Source organism: Neobacillus sp. DHD-1R (assembly GCF_057747995.1).
The window spans coordinates 4,063,342-4,080,076 of the sequence record NZ_CM173232.1 but is presented as its reverse complement, the minus strand read 5'-3'; the positions used below and the strand labels follow the sequence as shown (position 1 = coordinate 4,080,076).

The following is a 16,735-nucleotide window of genomic DNA, read 5'->3' as shown; positions in this document are numbered from 1 at the left end:
ATTCCATTAAGAATAGGAATTTTTTTATGCCTTATTTTGATCCTGCCCTTGCTCCTGTTCTGTCTGTTTGCTCCCTTGATCAATGTAAGGATTGTCTTCTAATGAATCAACCGTATGTTTAAAGGTATAAGCCTTTGAAGTGGTAAGGACAGCTAAAAGTAAAATGACGATGACAATAATAATACCAACCACAATTACCGTATACATATCTTTTCCCCCTTTTTCTCACATTGTACCATGAAAAGGTCCGGATATATGAAAAATCTGCGCAAAATAAGGAAGCTTTTCAGCTTCCCACTTTCCAAATGATAGTCGTTTCAGGCCACTTGTATTTCACTAAGCGTTCGTATCGGCCTTTCCCGTAATATGTAAAATCAATGGATATTTCTAGGATAATAAGTATGTGTACGGTGCTGTCCGTACTCTTCTTGAGCAAATTTGCCTTTTAAGCTTTCAATTAAATAGAGACCCATTAAATCGTATAATTCTTGTTTATCCATCTCTTGGATTAAGGCAAGAAGATCTTCATGTGACATTTCTTCTAAAAAGGCAAAGGTGAGCATGTCAATATCCTCTTCATCCCCAGTTAACTTATTCCGATACATCGCATATAATTCATCCACTAATTTCATTCCAACACCCCCTGTTTAAATTTTTTATCGAGCCTCTGATCTAAGATAACACTCCTTGCTTCCAGTTACACTTTATACTTAGTGAATTCCCTAAATCGTGTAAAATCATCCCTTTATTTTGTTGTTTGAATTGACTGAAAAATCTGTTTTCTTGATTGTATGATTATTATACCTTATTCATTTCTAAAAAATGAGTCGAAATATGAAAAAGAATAAAATTTCTCTATTTGCACATTACTAAAAAGTAAAAGGGGATGAAACCATGAACGAACAGAAGAAAACGTACTATATAGATATTGGAACTGGTCATATTAGCAGAAGTGCAACCGATTCCACTTGGAGCTATAAAATTCAAGCAGATGATGAAGAAATCACTCAGTTCCGTGAGCTATTTGATCAAAACTATTCAACTGAATGGAAAAATTTCTTTAGAGCTCATGTACCATATGTACAATATCATCATGACCGGGAAAACGATAGCTACGATAGTACCATGCAACAAGTATATGGCATGCTGTATAAACTTGGTGATGAAGAAGCTAAAGCCCATATCGAAACCATGAATATATTGCCAAAATAATGTGAGCACATCCATACTTGTTAACATGGAACAAGAATAATGTTGGTCAGGAGAATCCTAAAGTTTAGGATTTTCCTTTTTTTTTATATAATTATATCATTAAAGAAAAATCGAGGCGGTTTTTTTATGAAACAGTTTTTAGATCGTAACGGGAACAGGGTTGAACTTGCATTTTCTCATTTTGCTTTTAAAGAAGAGGCCATTCATGTCCTGGTTATTTGCCAATATGAAAATGGTTGGTTTTTAACTAAGCATAAACTACGAGGACTTGAATTTCCAGGTGGAAAACTGGAAATAGGGGAAACACCTGAAGAAGCAGCAAGACGCGAAACCTATGAGGAGACAGGGGCTATTTTGGGTGACCTGCAGTTTATTGCTGAATATAAAGTTTTTGACAAGAAAAGTTCATTTGTAAAGGCTGTTTATTGGGGGAGTGTTGAAAGAATTGAAGAAACTCGTAACTATTTTGAAACCGATGGACCAGTTGCTGTCAAAGGGGATCTCTTGCAATTGCGGTGGGACGATGAATACAGTTTTATCATGAAAGACGAGGTAATCGCTGAATGTATAAGGTACATTCAACGATTACAAAATGAAAATCATTAACAGGTACTATTCCTTAATTAATTTTTTTTCTAAAAGTTCCACCAGCTGGTACATAATGGTGGCAATCACGGCGATGACTAACAGTGCTAAGAATACAAGGGTAAAATTGAATACTTGAAAACCATAAATAATCATGTAACCTAGGCCACGGGAGGATACAAGGAATTCGCCGACAATAACACCGACCCAAGATAGACCGACATTTACCTTCAACGTCGAAATAATTGTTGGAAAACTGGCAGGCAAGATGGCTTCTTTAAAACATTGGCTTCGGGTTGCTCCAAAGGTTTGAAGAACTTTCAAATAATTAGGATCAACTTCTTTAAATGAGGTATACACAACAATGGTAGTAATAATAATTGAGATGATCGCACCCATCGCAATGATGGATGGATATCCAGGGCTTAGCGCCACGATTAACACGGGTCCCAGTGCTACTTTCGGCATGGAGTTTAAGATAACTAGATAGGGGTCAAGAATTTTTGAAATCATCGGTGACCACCATAGAATGGCTGCTAAGATTGTACCTAGTAATGTACCAAGAATGAAGCCAATCACGGTTTCAGTTAACGTGACACCTAAATTGGCCAATAATGATCCATCTTGGATTTTATCTAAAAATAAATTCCATATTTTTGATGGTGAACTAAAAATTAATGGATCAATCCATTGCTTTTGACTGGATAGTTCCCAGCTTGAGAAAAAGACAATAAAAATAACTGCTTGATAAAACCGAACCCATCTCCGTTCAACGGTTAAGGAATGAAGATAATTTTTATGGAGGAGTTCTAGTTTATGCTTCTCTTTGCTCAAGAGACTCCATCTCCTTCCATATCGTTTGAAAGATGCTCGGATATAATTCATGATTTCTTGCCTGGAAGGGGGAGGATTTTCTTAATTCCTCTGGCATGGTAAAGGTTTTGAAAATCCTGCCAGGACTAGGTGACAGCAAAAAGATGCGATCACTCATAGCAATGGCTTCACCGATATCATGCGTAACCAGGATAGCGGTTTTCCCGAATTCATCTAATATTTGTGACACTAAATCCTCTAATTTCAGCTTTGTTTGATAGTCAAGGGCGGAAAACGGTTCATCTAACATCAAGAGTTTTGGTTCAGTGGCTAGTGTTCGTACGAGAGCTACGCGTTGCCGCATCCCGCCTGACAATTGACGTGGAAGTTGTTTTTCGACACCAACTAAACCAATTTGGTTTAACAGATCTAAAGCGGCAGATTTTGTTTTCTGATTTAGCTGTTTTGATAATTTTAGACCCATTAGGATATTCTCTTCAATCGTTTTCCATGGAAACAAATAATCTTGCTGCAGCATATAGCCAATTTGATTTTTGGCCGTTGTGACAGGTTTATTTTCTAACAAAACGGTTCCCTGAGTTGGTTTAAGCAAACTTGATATGATCGAAAGCAAGGTTGTTTTTCCACAGCCACTTGGGCCGAGAAGGGAGACAAACTCTCCCTCTTCAACCGCGAGTGTTATATCGGAGAGGGCCGTGGTGGCAGAGGCTTTAGTAAAATAGGTGTGATGAATATTGTGAACTTGTAAAAAGCTCATAAGGACGGCCTCCCTTTCCCATTATTTTTTAATAGCTTTTTCCGCAAACTCTGTGTTTACAAGTGTTTTGTGATCGACTTCTTTAGGTAGTTCTCCTGCTTCTTTCATGATATTCTGAAGATTGATCCATTCTTCTTCATCTAAAATAGGATCGGTTGCAAAGGAACCTTGACTCTTATAGCGGTCCACAACGGTGGTCATAATACCTAAGTCTGTATCTGGAAAATATGGTTCGACGGCCTTGGCGATTTCCTCGGCACTGTGTGTTTGAACCCATTGTTGTGCTTTGTAAATCGCTCTTGTAAATTTATCGATTGTCTCTTTGTTTTCTTTCATATAGCTTTCTTTGGCCATAAAAGTGGTATAGGGAACATGCCCGGATTCTTTTCCGAAGGAAGCGACAATATGACCTTTGCCTTCTTTTTCAAAAATACTTGCCGTTGGTTCAAACAATTGAACAAAGTCACCAGTACCAGAGGCAAACGCATTTGCAACATTAGCAAAGTCGATGTTTTGAATTAAATTCAGATCATTGTGAGGATCGATACCGTGCTTTTTCAATACAAATTCGCCTACCATTTGCGGCATGCCGCCTTTACGCTGACCTAAAAAAGTTTTTCCTTTTAATAAATCCCATGAGAAATTGTCAATTTTTTCTCTTGCAACCAAGAACGTACCGTCCGTTTGAGTTAATTGGGCAAAATTGATAACCGGATCAGATGCTCCTTGTGCATATACATAAATGGATGTTTCCGAACCAACCAGGGCAATGTCAGCTCCCCCTGATATAAGGGCAGTCATGGTCTTGTCACCGCCAGGAGTAGTCGCTAAGGTAACGTCTAAACCTTCGTCCTTAAAGAATCCCTTTGCTAAAGCCACATATTGGGGTGCGTAGAAAATAGACCGAGTAACTTCAGCAATTCTAACCTTTTCCAATTTCTTTGGTTCTGTTTTAGAATTACTATTACAAGCTGCTAATGAAAACATGAGAATACTAATAAGTAGAATGGAAAAACTGAATTTTAATGATTTTTTCATACATGAACCTCCCTTAATACCCATTAAGATTTCTGGGCTAAATGCCTAAGATATCGTATGTATGGGCGGGAAATGTGTGAATGCCTAGATCCAGATTTTTTAAAAAATATACATAAAGGAAGGATAGTAGATGAACATAACTAATGGCCAAATTCTTGAAACAAATCGCTTTCCCTCTCCTAATCCAAAGGTTGAATTAAGGATTGTTACCTACTTTTCTCAAGGGTTAAGAGTGAAAGGGATGTTAGCAGCTCCAATTGGTGATGAACCCATGGATGGATTCCTTTATTTACGTGGGGGTATCAAAAATGTCGGAAAGGTTCGGCCAGCTAGGATTGCCCAATTTGCGTCCGAGGGCTTTATCGTTTTTGCTCCTTTTTACCGCGGCAATCAAGGAGGCGAAGGGAATGAGGATTTCGCAGGTGAAGATCGTGAAGATGCTTTTGCTGCCTATTTATTATTAAAATCACTGCCGAAGGTTCGGGATATCCACATTTTTGGATTTTCACGAGGCGGGGTGATGGCATTATTGACAGGAATTCAATTTCCAGACGCAGCATCTGTTGTAACCTGGGGCGGTGTGAGTGACATGACCCTAACGTATAAGGAACGAACGGATCTACGAAGAATGATGAAAAGAGTGATTGGCGGGACTCCTGAGAAGTATCCGGAACGATATAAGGAAAGGACAGCCCTGTATGAATTAGACAAATTAACAGCTCCTGTTCTTATTATCCATGGTGTCAATGATCATAATGTATCAGTGGAGCACGCCTACCGTTTGGAAAAAAGACTTCGGTTATTAGATAAATCAGTAGCTTGTTGGTATTTTGAGGAGTTTACTCATTATTTTCCGCCAGCAGTGAACAGAAAAATTGTTCATGATTTATCAATCTGGATGAAAAACCAGAGCAAAAGATGGTAATATATAGTTAAAAGATGCAGAGGAGCGGATAGTTTATGGGTATGCCCCTTGAGTTGAATACAATGATTGTGACCAAAGGAAGAGAGAAAAGGGTCGAGGAAAATCTTTTTGTGCTTGAAAAGGAAGGTTACCGACTTTATCCCATTGAGATCCCCATTGATGTAAGAAAAACGATGGATGGTGATTCAAGTGGAACCGCTCTAATAAAAAAAGTAGAGTGGCAGCAAAACAAAACAACGCTAACTTATCAATTAGTTTCATTAAATTCGACGAACTGAGCAGCAGGGTAGACAAAAGAGCTTATGCACGGACCTAAATCAATTACACGAGCTAGTTACCCGACAGTCAACAAAAATCGTTATGCACCAATAAAAAAATGACTATCAAATTAGGTTACATTTTGATAGTCATTTTTAATGTTTACCATATTTTTTTAGCATTAATTAAGCTATTGGACCGCCTTTTTCTGCAATCTCAGCCGATACATCCGTGAATTTTTTGAAGTTTTCGCGGAACTTTGCTGCAAGTTCTTTTGCTTTCTTTTCATAGGCCTGTGGGTCTGCCCATGTTTTATTAGGCTGAAGAACCTCATCAGGTACACCTGCAATATGAAGCGGTATATTTAAGCCAAAGATATCGTCTTTAACTGTTTCCACATGGTTGAGTTCACCTTCGAGTGCTGCTTGAACCATTGCACGTGTATAGGATAGCTTCATTCTGCTGCCGACACCATATTCACCACCGGTCCAGCCAGTATTGACTAAAAAGACATTGGCATTGTGCTCCAATATTTTTTCACCTAGCATGTCTGCATAGCGGTTCGCAGGAAGTGGCAGGAATGGTGCACCAAAGCAGGTAGAAAAGGTTGCCTGTGGTGAAGTTATTCCACGCTCTGTCCCGGCAAGCTTGGAGGTATAGCCGCTTAAAAAGTGGTACATGGCCTGTTCCTTTGTTAATTTTGCAATAGGAGGTAAGACTCCAAAGGCATCCGCTGTTAAAAATACAATCGTATTTGGATGTCCGGCAATACTAGGCTGAATGATATTCTCTATGGCATCGATTGAGTAGGCAGCTCTAGTATTCTCTGTCAGGGTTCCATCATCATAATCAGGGATTCTTGATTCAAGATCGATTGTCACATTTTCAAGAACGGTACCGAACCGGATGGCATCAAAGATTTGTGGCTCTTTTTCACGTGAAAGATTAATACATTTAGCATAGCAGCCACCCTCAATATTGAAGACACCATTGGAAGACCAGCCATGCTCGTCATCACCAATAAGCCGTCGATTGGCATCAGCAGAAAGAGTCGTTTTTCCTGTTCCAGACAAACCAAAAAATAAGGCAACGTCGCCTTCTTGGCCGACATTTGCTGAACAATGCATAGAAAAAATATGATTCTCAGGTAATAAATAATTCATTACTGAAAAAATTGATTTTTTCATTTCCCCTGCATACTCAGTTCCACCAATTAAAATAATTCGGCGTTCAAAGGAAATAATAATGAAGGTTTCAGATTTTGTACCATCAACAGCTGGATCTGCCTTAAAGTTTGGGGCAGAAATAACAGTAAATCCGGCATCATGTGTGAGCAATTCTTCTTCTGTTGGACGAATGAATAACTGTTGCGCGAATAGATTATGCCATGCATATTCATTGACAACTTGGATTGGTAAACGAGATTTTTGATCCGCACCGGCGAAGCCTTTAAATACAAAAATTTCCTCTTGTTGTTTTAAATATTCAAGTACCTTTTGATACAGGTTAGTGAAAACTTCTTCAGAAATTGGTTGATTTGGACCCCATGCAATTTTATCCTTCGATGACTCTTCCATGACAATATATTTATCCTGTGGTGACCGGCCTGTGTATTTGCCAGTCGAGACACTGACTGCGCCTGATGAAGTTAGCGATCCTTCATTTCGGGCTAAGACTTTTTCGACCAGTTGAGGGACGGATAATTGTACCTGAACATGACCTTCTTGCAACAGTTGTGTTAATTCATTTGGAATATGAACAGAATTCATTGACTGAAACCTTCCTTTATCCATGTTTTTATGTTTATTATGATAAATAGTATAACACATTAATTCTAATAGTCTATACTATTCTGAAAAATTTGCTAATAATTCTTGCTTAGATAGAAGTTACACTAAACGGTATATCATCTTATATATAAATAGGAAAGAAAAAAGTTTTGTATAAGATGTTCACAAATGGTTATTTTAACTAAAAATTTATTATTAATTTATTGACATTGTTCGACAGTGTGGGTTATGATTTACCCTTGAACGGATACTCTCTTATCCCGAGCTGGTGGAGGGACAGGCCCTATGAAACCCAGCAACCTGCAAACGAAAAAGGAAATTTGATAAAAGTGTTTTTTTATTTATCATGATTTTTTCGGGCAAAGGTGCTAAACCTGAAGCAAGGCTAGTCCTTGAACGATAAGAGTGAAAGGCACGCAAAACTTTTGCTAACAACCTTTCCTCACACGATGGAAGGGTTTTTTTGTATTTTTAGCAAAATTTTACGTGCTACATAGGTGCTGCTTTTTATTCCATCGTAAGAATTTGCTAAAGGGTTAGGACAGTTGATAGTTTTGCTAATAATAATCCCATGTTTATTTCATACTATTAAGGGAATGAGTTCCGTATCAACTTGAGGTTTAACGGCAAGTTCACACCAGCCCTATACAGTTAACCTCACTTTATTTCAAAAATATAGGAGGAATTCAGATGTCAACAAAACGTCGTTTGTTCACTTCTGAATCAGTTACTGAAGGTCATCCGGACAAGATCTGTGACCAAATTTCTGATTCCATTTTAGATGCTATCTTAGCCAAAGATGCTAATGCCCGTGTTGCGGCTGAAACTTCAGTAACAACAGGATTAGTGCTTGTTACAGGCGAAATCACTACCTCTACTTACGTTGATATTCCAAAAATTGTTCGTGAAACCATTAAAGGCATCGGATACAATCGTGCTAAGTATGGCTTTGATTCCGAAACTTGTGCGGTTTTAACTTCTATTGATGAACAATCACCAGATATCGCCATGGGTGTTAACCATGCCCTTGAGGCACGTGAAGGTCAAATGTCTGATGAGGAAATTGAAGCGATTGGTGCGGGAGACCAAGGGTTAATGTTCGGTTTTGCATGTAATGAAACAAAAGAACTTATGCCTCTTCCCATCTCACTTGCACACAAGCTTGCTCGTCGTTTAACAGAAGTTCGTAAAGAAGAATTACTTCCTTACCTTCGTCCAGACGGAAAGACTCAAGTAACAGTAGAGTATGATGAGAATGACAAACCAGTTCGAATTGATACAATCGTTATTTCAACCCAACATCATCCAGAAATTACGTTAGAGCAAATCCAACGTAATGTAAAAGAATATGTCATCAATCCGGTTGTTCCACAAGAACTAATCGATGAAAATACAAAATATTTCATTAATCCTACTGGACGCTTTGTTATCGGTGGACCACAAGGAGATGCAGGTTTAACAGGCCGCAAAATCATCGTTGATACTTACGGAGGTTATGCTCGTCATGGCGGTGGTGCCTTTTCTGGAAAAGATCCTACCAAGGTTGACCGTTCTGCTGCATATGCTGCTCGTTATGTTGCAAAAAATATTGTTGCTGCAGGACTTGCAGAAAAAGTAGAAGTTCAGCTTGCCTATGCCATTGGTGTTGCTAGACCCGTTTCAATTGCTGTTGATACGTTTGGAACTGGTAAAGTTAACGAGGATATATTAGTGGATCTTGTCAGCGAAAACTTTGATCTTCGCCCAGCAGGAATCATCAAGATGCTTAACCTTCGCCGTCCAATCTACAAGCAGACAGCTGCATACGGACACTTTGGCCGTACAGATGTTGACCTGCCTTGGGAGCGCACAGATAAAGCAGAGGCATTACGCCAGCAAGCTAATCTATAATCTAAAAAGCTCTTGCGCCTTGATTAGATGCAGAAGCAAAACACATAAAGGGGAGTTGCATTTTGATGTAACTCCTTTTTCTATTTTTCGTCTGTTTTAATGTTATGGATGTTATAAAATTAAGTACAATGTTTAAGTAGGACTATAGAAGTGAAAAATGATTGTACAGTAAATTTTCTAATGTTACAGTGCCATTTTCGCCATAATAGTGGTAGTATAAGAGAGATGTTTTTTCAAAGAACATTTTAATTAAATTGAAGTAGGTGAGGTACATAATGTGTGGTTTTATCGGTTGTGTACACGACATAACACAAAACTATAGCGATGAACAAAAACAGCAGTTTAAACAAATGAACGATATAATTACCCATCGTGGACCGGATGATGATGGCTTTTATTATGATGACCATATTCAATTCGGCTTCCGCCGTTTGAGTATAATTGATATTGAAAGTGGTCATCAGCCATTAACGTATGAAAATGAGCGCTACTGGATTATCTTCAATGGGGAAATTTATAATTATGTGGAGCTTCGTGAAGAATTGCTCAAAGAAGGACTATCATTTGCGACTAGTTCTGATACCGAAGTAATTATTGCTCTATATAGCCATATGAAGGAAAAAGCAGTTGAAAAGCTTCGCGGCATGTTTGCTTTTGTGATTTGGGATAAACAAGAACAGACGCTATATGGCGCCCGTGATCCATTTGGAATTAAACCATTCTTTTATTTAGAAGATGGTGAGAGAACATTTTTTGGTTCAGAGAAAAAAAGCATTCTGCTTGCCTTAGAGAATGATGTTCTCAATTATGATTCCTTACAGCATTATTTAACCTATCAATTTGTTCCTGAACCATATACGTTATCAGATGGTATTAAAAAGCTCGAGCCAGGCCATTATTTTATAAAAAAGATTGGCTCTAAAATGGAAATGAAAAAATATTGGAAGGCACATTTTAAGCCAGTCCAAAAATCAGAAGCAGATTTTATTAAAGAAATTAAAGATGTTTTATATGATTCAGTTGAAAAACATATGCGCAGTGACGTTCCAGTTGGTTCCTTCCTTTCTGGAGGTATTGATTCTTCGATTATTGCATCAATTGCAAAGGAATTTCATCCGGCCATTAAAACATTCTCTGTCGGTTTTGAGCGCAATGGTTTTAGTGAAATAGATGTGGCCAAAGAAACAGCAGAAAAGCTGGGCGTTGAAAATATCAGCTATGTGATTACACCAGAAGAATATATGAATGAAGTGCCAAAAATCATGTGGCATATGGATGACCCGCTTGCCGATCCTGCTTGTGTTCCACTTTATTTTGTAGCACGTGAAGCCCGTAAACACGTAACAGTTGTTCTTTCCGGTGAAGGAGCTGATGAGTTATTCGGCGGCTACAATATTTACCGTGAACCACAATCATTAGAGATATTTAATAAAATTCCTAAAGTGGGAAAAGGGTTATTAAAAGGAATTGCCGGTATGATGCCGGAGGGTATGAAAGGGAAGAGTTTTATTGAACGCGGGATTACTCCAATGGAGGAACGCTATATTGGTAATGCCAAAATGTTTACTGAGGAAGAAAAGCGTGATCTATTAAATGTTTATCGTGAGGGCTTAGATTATACCGATATTACGAAGCCGCTTTATAATGAATCTCGTGGTTACGATCCGGTAGATCGGATGCAATATATTGATATTCATACATGGATGCGTGGCGATATTTTGCTTAAAGCAGATCGAGTAACAATGGCCCATTCATTAGAGTTGCGTGTCCCATTCCTAGATAAAGCCGTATTCGAGGTCGCTTCAAAAATTCCAACTAGCTTGAAAACAGCTAATGGTACCACCAAGTATATTTTACGAAAAGCCGCTGAGGGAATTGTGCCGGCACATGTACTTGATCGGAAAAAGCTCGGCTTCCCTGTCCCAATTCGCCATTGGTTAAAAAATGAAATGAATGATTGGGCGAAAAAAATAATCCGCGAAAGCAACACAGAGCACCTAATTAACAAAACATATGTATTGAGATTGCTTGAAGATCATTGTCAGGGGAAAGCAGATAACAGCAGAAAAATCTGGACGGTTCTCATGTTTATGGTTTGGCATCAAGTGTATGTTGAAGAGGTCTATTCCTTTCAACGTGACTATGCCATACAAAAGGAATTACAAACATTGAAACACTAATTTGAAAGAGGATGCCTTCTGAGACATCCTCTTTCCTCATTTTTAAGATTGAAGTGACTTATAATATTGCCCCTTCTCAGCATACTCTGTATAAATACGTGTCATATCTTTTTTGTCTTCTTCCGTTAATTCTCTAATAACTTTCGCTGGTCTGCCAAATGCTAATGTATTAGGTGGGATTTTTTTTCCTTGGGGAACGAGACTCCCCGCACCAATAAATGCACCTTCTCCTATTTCGGCCTGATCAAGGATAATGGAGCCCATGCCAATTAATGCTCTTTTTCTAACAATACAGCTATGTAAGATAACCTGATGTCCAATCGTAACTTCGTCTTCTAAAATTAGCGGGTTATTAGGACTTTGGTGTAAGATAGAATTATCTTGGATATTTACTCGATTGCCAATCTTGGTCGGTGCAACATCACCTCTAATAACGGAATTAAACCAGACACTAGAGTGTTCACCAATTTCAACATCGCCCGTAATCGTTACATAATCGGCAATAAATGCTGTTTCCGCTATTAATGGGGATTTATCTTTATAGGGGTATATCATACAGTTCGCTCCTTTTTTAACATGATACTTCTATTGTAGCGAATGCTTATAGCGATTTTCAAAAAATTCATCTTTTTCTTGGTAAAAAGGTTGAATGAGATTTTTATATAAATTGTTGCTAATAACTTTTTCTAGGGGGATAAAATATGTGGAAGTGGGAAGCTGAAGGGGATGCTAAGGCGGTTATCGTAATCGTTCATGGGGCAATGGAACATCATGGAAGATACGGATGGCTAATTGAAATGTGGCGTTTATCAGGCTTTCATGTCATTATGGCTGACCTTCCCGGACAAGGGATGACCACTAGGGCTCGTCGCGGCCATATTGATTCCTTCGATGAATATATAATAGAAGTAAAGGATTGGATTCAAGCTGCACATCGATATGAGTTACCTGTTTTTTTATTAGGACATAGTATGGGTGGACTTATTTCTATCCGCTTATTACAGGAAGAACAATTAAATATTGCCGGTGTGATTCTGTCCTCTCCATGTTTAGGTTTGGTTCAAAAACCGTCAAGATTTTTAGACACCTTATCACATCTCATAAATGTTATTTATCCTTCCTTGAGAATGAATTCGGGCTTAACCGTCCAAATGGCTACAAGAAATGAAGATGTTCGTGAAGCAGATTCGAACGATACCCTTTACGTGACGAAGATTTCTATTCGGTGGTATCGTGAACTTGTCGAGGCCATAAAACAAGCATTCTTAAATCTTGAACACACACAAGACATCCCCATGCTCGTTATGCAAGGCGGGGATGACAAGATTGTCAATAAAGGAACGGTGAAGGAATGGTTCAATCACGTGCCGTTATCAGAAAAGCGGTTTAAGGAATGGCCTAAATGTTATCATGAAATCTTTAATGAGCCGGAGCGTGAAGAAGTGTTCGAATACGCAAAGGATTTTGTTCATAGTCAGTTAAAAGCAATTGGATATATCATATAGAAAGGTGTTGTTTTCCATGATGCCAATCACCCTTATGTCGAGGGTCTACCGCAAGATTCTTCCCGCAGCCCATCGAGAATTGGCTTATTGGAGAAGCCGAGCTGAAAAAATTCCAAATCCTGAATTAAGAAACCAAGCTCTCGCCAGTATTGAACATAAAACGTTTCATTGTGAAGGAGGAGCTATTTTAGGGCTCGCTGCGAAAGAGGATTACAAAAAAGCGGTGAAGTTTATCGTCGCTTATCAAACGATTAGCGATTATTTAGATAACCTTTGTGATCGGAGTACATCTCTTGATCCTGCTGATTTTGCCGCCCTTCACGAATCAATGGCCGATGCGCTTGTAATAAATGCTGCCGAAAAAAATTATTACCGTCTCCGTGAGGATCAAGATGACGGTGGTTATTTATATGAATTATCGGAAACCTGTCGTTCTGTTTTAAGGGAGATAAACAACTATGATTTAATAAAAAATTATCTCCTTGAACTTTGCCAGTATTATTGTGATCTACAAATTAACAAACATGTGGTAAAGGAGGAACGGGTACCGCGTCTGAAACAATGGTTTAACCATTACCAAGACGAATTGCCAGATATGGAATGGTATGAATTCTCTGCCTGCTCCGGTTCCACGCTGGGGATTTTTTGTTTAATCTCCTATGCTATGCGTGAGGATTTTAAGGCAAGTGATGCAGAGAATATTCGCAAGGGCTATTTTCCTTATATACAGGGTCTACATATACTGTTAGATTATTTTATTGATCAAGAGGAAGATATAGCAGGCGGGGACTTGAATTTTTGCTTTTATTATAAAAGCGAAGAAACTCTGTTTAATCGTTTAAAGCATTTTGTGCTAGAAGCAGATCGACATACTAAATTCCTTCCTCACAAAGAATTTCATCAATTAATTAATCGTGGTTTATTGGGGATATACTTATCAGATGCAAAAGTCCGCAAACAGAAAAATGTCCGTAAACTGGCCAAAGGAATTATTAAAACGGGTGGATGGATCAGTTATTTCTTTTATTTTAATGGACTTGCTTATCGATCAATCCAAAAATCAGTTCCTGCATTTATAACCAGAATGATCACAAAATAAAGAAGGTTGTCCCAAAAGGGTCAACCTTCTTTACCTTTTCTCAATTGCTATGATAAACGGCGGGTTATTCTGTTGATTAATAAATTGATATTGCAGGACATGGGCCATCTTCTGATCCAAGTGTTTGCAAAATTGCAGCAGGGAATCCCGTTCTACTGCACCTTGTTCGTGCCCATGATAGATAACAAGGACGATGATTCCCTCGGGTGCCATCCACTCCATCAACTGCTCAATAGCGGCTATTGTCGTATCAGGGTGGGTTACAATCGTTTTATCACTGCCAGGCAGGTAACCAAGGTTAAAAATGGCCCCAGTAATTTTCCCTTGCTCTGTTGAAGGAATCTTTGCAGAAAGCTGTTCATGACCTTCGTGAAACAGGGTAACCCGCTCTAATAGATTTTGCTGGATTAAGCGGTCCGTGCTAGCCGCAATGGCTTCTCTTTGCACATCGAAGCCATAAACCCGCCCGCTTTCGCCCACAAGTTCCGCTAAAAATACGGTGTCATATCCGTTTCCTAGGGTTGCATCGACAACAACATCACCAGGTTTAACAGCCTGTTTAAGTAAATTTTTTGCAAATGGTAAGATACGATCCATTTTCATGGGATTACTCCCTCAATTCCACTTGAAAAAATTTGCCTTGCCAGCTGTCCCTGCGCTTCAATTCTGCATCAATAGCATTTAATACTTCCCACTTATTGACACTCCACATTGGACCAACCATCAAATCAATCGGACCATCGCCCGTAATACGATGAACAACCATTTCTGGTGGTAAAATTTCTAATTGGTCACATACTAAATTCACATAGTCTTCTTGAGTAAGGAATTCGAGCATGCCTTTTTCATATTGTTTCACCATTGGTGTGCCTTTTAGCAAATGAAGTAAATGGATTTTAATTCCCTGTACATCTAGTTTAGCCACTTCACGTGCTGTTTCCATCATCATGTCATAGGATTCAAGCGGAAGCCCATTAATAATATGAGAGCAAATGCGAATGCCATGTTTTCTTAATTTATTGACGCCTTCCATATAACACTGAAAATCATGGGCACGATTAATCAGTAGGGCAGTTCGTTCATGAACGGTCTGCAGTCCCAGCTCGACCCATAAATAAGTTCGTTCATTTAATTCAGCCAAATACTCAACGACATCATCAGGCAAACAATCAGGACGGGTGGCAATGGATAATCCTACAACACCATCTTGTTTAAGGGCAGTTTCATATTTTTCACGAAGAACGTCTACAGGTGCATGGGTATTCGTGAAAGCTTGAAAGTAGGCCATATATTTGCCATCTTTCCATTTAGTATGCATTTTTTCTTTTATTTCCTTGAATTGAGTTTCGAGGGTCTCAACCCGGTTTCCAGCAAAGTCACCAGAACCAGCAGCACTGCAGAAGGTGCAGCCGCCATGTGCGACGGTACCATCTCGATTCGGACAGTCAAAGCCGCCATCAAGGGCTACTTTAAAAACCTTATGACCAAAGTGCTGGCGCAAGTGGTAATTCCATGTATGGTAACGTTTATCATCTGAAGCATATAGAAAAGGTTTTGTCTGAAGCATTCAGAAAACCTCCTTTTAATATAAAGAATGCATAAATTCTATTTTAACATGAACTAATTAGCATTCCAATTGTAATTGTTTCATAATAAGAATTTATAAGTTGTAACTTCGAGAATTGTCCAGCTCCAGCGCCCTAGCGGCTAGTGTCCTTCGCTCTCCGCCCTACGATAAGTCAACATCGAATCGCCTCCGGCTCTTCGTGTTTCCTTTATCTCAGTTGGAGCGCTCCAGGCCATACGCCACTGACCAGGGCGCTTGCGCTTTTCTTATAAAGCTGGCAAAAATTATCCAACTGTTTATGTTATAGGAAAAAGAATGGAGAACACAATAAGAAATGAAGCAGTGTGTGCTTCACATAAGGGATGTGCAACATCATAAAGGGGGTTTTTAGATGGCCACTCGAGAGTCGATGGATAATTTAATGCAGCAGGTTGAGGACACTGTTCGCTATGCTGAGGAACAATACAAGCAAAGCAGTCTTCAAGAGCATTATAACGACGACGATTATACTAAGGCTTTGCAACAGCTAGAGGACACCTATCAAGAAATTGCCAAAATCGCCCATAGTGCCAATTCGCAGCAGCGTGAACAGCTCCATAGAATGCGACTACAGGTTCAACAGCTTCAGAATTCAATGATTATTGAAGCACATTAAGAGGAGGAGATCCTTTTTGAAAAAACGTTCTAAAATGAATAATCCTGAACAAAAAACACGTAATGGTGTTAACAATCAAGATCTTGAAGTTGGACAGGACTTTGATGTAGTAAAACAAGCGAAAAAGAAATATGAGAACTCTGGTGGACAGCCGGTTAAATCTAAAATGCATCAAGAAAATGGACAATCATCCTAAAATCAAAAAAGATCTCTCAACCAATTCGTTGAGGGATCTTTTTTTGATTTTTGTTCACAATTTATTAAAGTCAACACAAAATGGACTCTGGATAGCAAAAAAACAGATAGGAGTGGTCTATATGCCAATTTTATAATAAAAACAACATGAAAATAGAAGAAAAATCTCGTTCACACTTTGGAAACAACTCAAGTTTAGTTTGTGACGTAGCTCACAGAATGGGTCCAATTTACATGTTTTAAAT

Annotated in this window: 19 protein-coding genes and 1 riboswitch; of the genes, 10 read left to right on the top strand and 9 right to left on the bottom strand. The window is 38.8% G+C overall.

Annotated features, from left to right (window positions below):
• Positions 1-24: 24 nt before the first annotated feature.
• Positions 25-207, bottom strand: a complete 183-nt coding sequence (gene ytzI / locus AC3ANL_RS20125; RefSeq protein WP_488326159.1) for a YtzI protein — start codon at positions 205-207, stop codon at positions 25-27.
• A 167-nt stretch (positions 208-374) separates the two neighbouring features.
• Positions 375-632, bottom strand: a complete 258-nt coding sequence (locus tag AC3ANL_RS20120; RefSeq protein WP_098531965.1) for a DUF6154 family protein — start codon at positions 630-632, stop codon at positions 375-377.
• 262 nt (positions 633-894) lie between these two features.
• On the opposite strand from AC3ANL_RS20120, the gene AC3ANL_RS20115 reads away from it, so the two are divergent.
• Positions 895-1,212: a hydrolase gene (locus AC3ANL_RS20115; RefSeq protein WP_488326158.1), complete on the top strand. Its 318-nt coding sequence runs from the start codon at positions 895-897 to the stop codon at positions 1,210-1,212.
• A 126-nt stretch (positions 1,213-1,338) separates the two neighbouring features.
• On the top strand, positions 1,339-1,818 hold the full coding sequence (gene ytkD, locus AC3ANL_RS20110; protein WP_488326157.1) for an RNA deprotection pyrophosphohydrolase: 480 nt from the start codon (positions 1,339-1,341) through the stop codon (positions 1,816-1,818).
• Between the two features lie 6 nt (positions 1,819-1,824).
• Here ytkD and AC3ANL_RS20105 read toward each other — a convergent pair whose 3' ends face one another.
• The 3 genes from AC3ANL_RS20105 to AC3ANL_RS20095 are packed head-to-tail and all read right to left on the bottom strand — an operon-like array spanning position 1,825 to position 4,426.
• Positions 1,825-2,631, bottom strand: a complete 807-nt coding sequence (locus AC3ANL_RS20105; RefSeq protein WP_488326156.1) for an ABC transporter permease — start codon at positions 2,629-2,631, stop codon at positions 1,825-1,827.
• Positions 2,612-3,388 (bottom strand): ABC transporter ATP-binding protein, encoded by a 777-nt coding sequence (locus tag AC3ANL_RS20100; RefSeq protein ID WP_488326155.1) that lies wholly within the window; start codon positions 3,386-3,388, stop codon positions 2,612-2,614. Before AC3ANL_RS20100 ends, AC3ANL_RS20105 begins: the two co-directional genes overlap by 20 nt.
• Before the next feature lie 21 nt (positions 3,389-3,409).
• Positions 3,410-4,426, bottom strand: coding sequence for an ABC transporter substrate-binding protein (locus AC3ANL_RS20095; RefSeq protein ID WP_488326154.1), 1,017 nt, complete (start codon positions 4,424-4,426; stop codon positions 3,410-3,412).
• A gap of 130 nt (positions 4,427-4,556) precedes the next feature.
• Between AC3ANL_RS20095 and AC3ANL_RS20090 the strand changes: the two genes are divergently transcribed.
• Together AC3ANL_RS20090 and AC3ANL_RS20085 are read left to right on the top strand one after the other, a co-directional pair.
• The gene (locus tag AC3ANL_RS20090; protein ID WP_488326153.1) at positions 4,557-5,351 is read left to right on the top strand and encodes an alpha/beta hydrolase family protein; all 795 of its coding nucleotides are present in this window, start codon (positions 4,557-4,559) and stop codon (positions 5,349-5,351) included.
• A gap of 35 nt (positions 5,352-5,386) precedes the next feature.
• Positions 5,387-5,629: a DUF2584 domain-containing protein gene (locus AC3ANL_RS20085; RefSeq protein ID WP_488326152.1), complete on the top strand. Its 243-nt coding sequence runs from the start codon at positions 5,387-5,389 to the stop codon at positions 5,627-5,629.
• A gap of 165 nt (positions 5,630-5,794) precedes the next feature.
• On the opposite strand, the gene pckA is transcribed toward AC3ANL_RS20085, so the two are convergent.
• Positions 5,795-7,378 carry a phosphoenolpyruvate carboxykinase (ATP) gene (pckA, locus tag AC3ANL_RS20080; RefSeq protein WP_488326151.1) on the bottom strand — a complete coding sequence of 528 codons (1,584 nt, stop codon included), beginning with the start codon at positions 7,376-7,378 and terminating at the stop codon, positions 5,795-5,797.
• Positions 7,379-7,651: 273 nt separating this feature from the next.
• Positions 7,652-7,805: riboswitch (SAM riboswitch) on the top strand.
• Between the two features lie 284 nt (positions 7,806-8,089).
• Here pckA and metK point away from each other — a divergent pair.
• Positions 8,090-9,289: a methionine adenosyltransferase gene (gene metK / locus AC3ANL_RS20075; protein WP_488326150.1), complete on the top strand. Its 1,200-nt coding sequence runs from the start codon at positions 8,090-8,092 to the stop codon at positions 9,287-9,289.
• A gap of 275 nt (positions 9,290-9,564) precedes the next feature.
• Positions 9,565-11,469 (top strand): asparagine synthase (glutamine-hydrolyzing), encoded by a 1,905-nt coding sequence (gene asnB / locus AC3ANL_RS20070; RefSeq protein ID WP_488326149.1) that lies wholly within the window; start codon positions 9,565-9,567, stop codon positions 11,467-11,469.
• Between the two features lie 42 nt (positions 11,470-11,511).
• On the opposite strand, the gene AC3ANL_RS20065 is transcribed toward asnB, so the two are convergent.
• The gene (locus tag AC3ANL_RS20065; protein ID WP_488326148.1) at positions 11,512-12,024 is read right to left on the bottom strand and encodes a gamma carbonic anhydrase; all 513 of its coding nucleotides are present in this window, start codon (positions 12,022-12,024) and stop codon (positions 11,512-11,514) included.
• Between the two features lie 146 nt (positions 12,025-12,170).
• On the opposite strand from AC3ANL_RS20065, the gene AC3ANL_RS20060 reads away from it, so the two are divergent.
• Positions 12,171-12,974 (top strand): alpha/beta hydrolase, encoded by an 804-nt coding sequence (locus AC3ANL_RS20060; RefSeq protein ID WP_488326147.1) that lies wholly within the window; start codon positions 12,171-12,173, stop codon positions 12,972-12,974.
• Between the two features lie 16 nt (positions 12,975-12,990).
• Positions 12,991-14,073: a tetraprenyl-beta-curcumene synthase family protein gene (locus AC3ANL_RS20055; protein ID WP_488326146.1), complete on the top strand. Its 1,083-nt coding sequence runs from the start codon at positions 12,991-12,993 to the stop codon at positions 14,071-14,073.
• Between the two features lie 30 nt (positions 14,074-14,103).
• On the opposite strand, the gene mnmM is transcribed toward AC3ANL_RS20055, so the two are convergent.
• The gene (gene mnmM, locus AC3ANL_RS20050; protein WP_488326145.1) at positions 14,104-14,676 is read right to left on the bottom strand and encodes a tRNA 5-(aminomethyl)-2-thiouridylate-methyltransferase MnmM; all 573 of its coding nucleotides are present in this window, start codon (positions 14,674-14,676) and stop codon (positions 14,104-14,106) included.
• 4 nt (positions 14,677-14,680) lie between these two features.
• Complete coding sequence (mnmL, locus tag AC3ANL_RS20045; protein ID WP_488326144.1) at positions 14,681-15,640, bottom strand: tRNA modification radical SAM protein MnmL/YtqA; 960 nt, start codon at positions 15,638-15,640, stop codon at positions 14,681-14,683.
• Positions 15,641-16,031: 391 nt separating this feature from the next.
• Here mnmL and AC3ANL_RS20040 point away from each other — a divergent pair, with 391 nt between their 5' ends.
• Entirely contained in the window at positions 16,032-16,295 is a 264-nt protein-coding gene (locus AC3ANL_RS20040; RefSeq protein WP_488326143.1) for a YtzC family protein, read from the top strand.
• A gap of 16 nt (positions 16,296-16,311) precedes the next feature.
• On the top strand, positions 16,312-16,491 hold the full coding sequence (locus tag AC3ANL_RS20035) for a glycogen biosynthesis protein GlgD (RefSeq protein WP_488326142.1): 180 nt from the start codon (positions 16,312-16,314) through the stop codon (positions 16,489-16,491).
• Positions 16,492-16,735 lie beyond the last annotated feature (244 nt).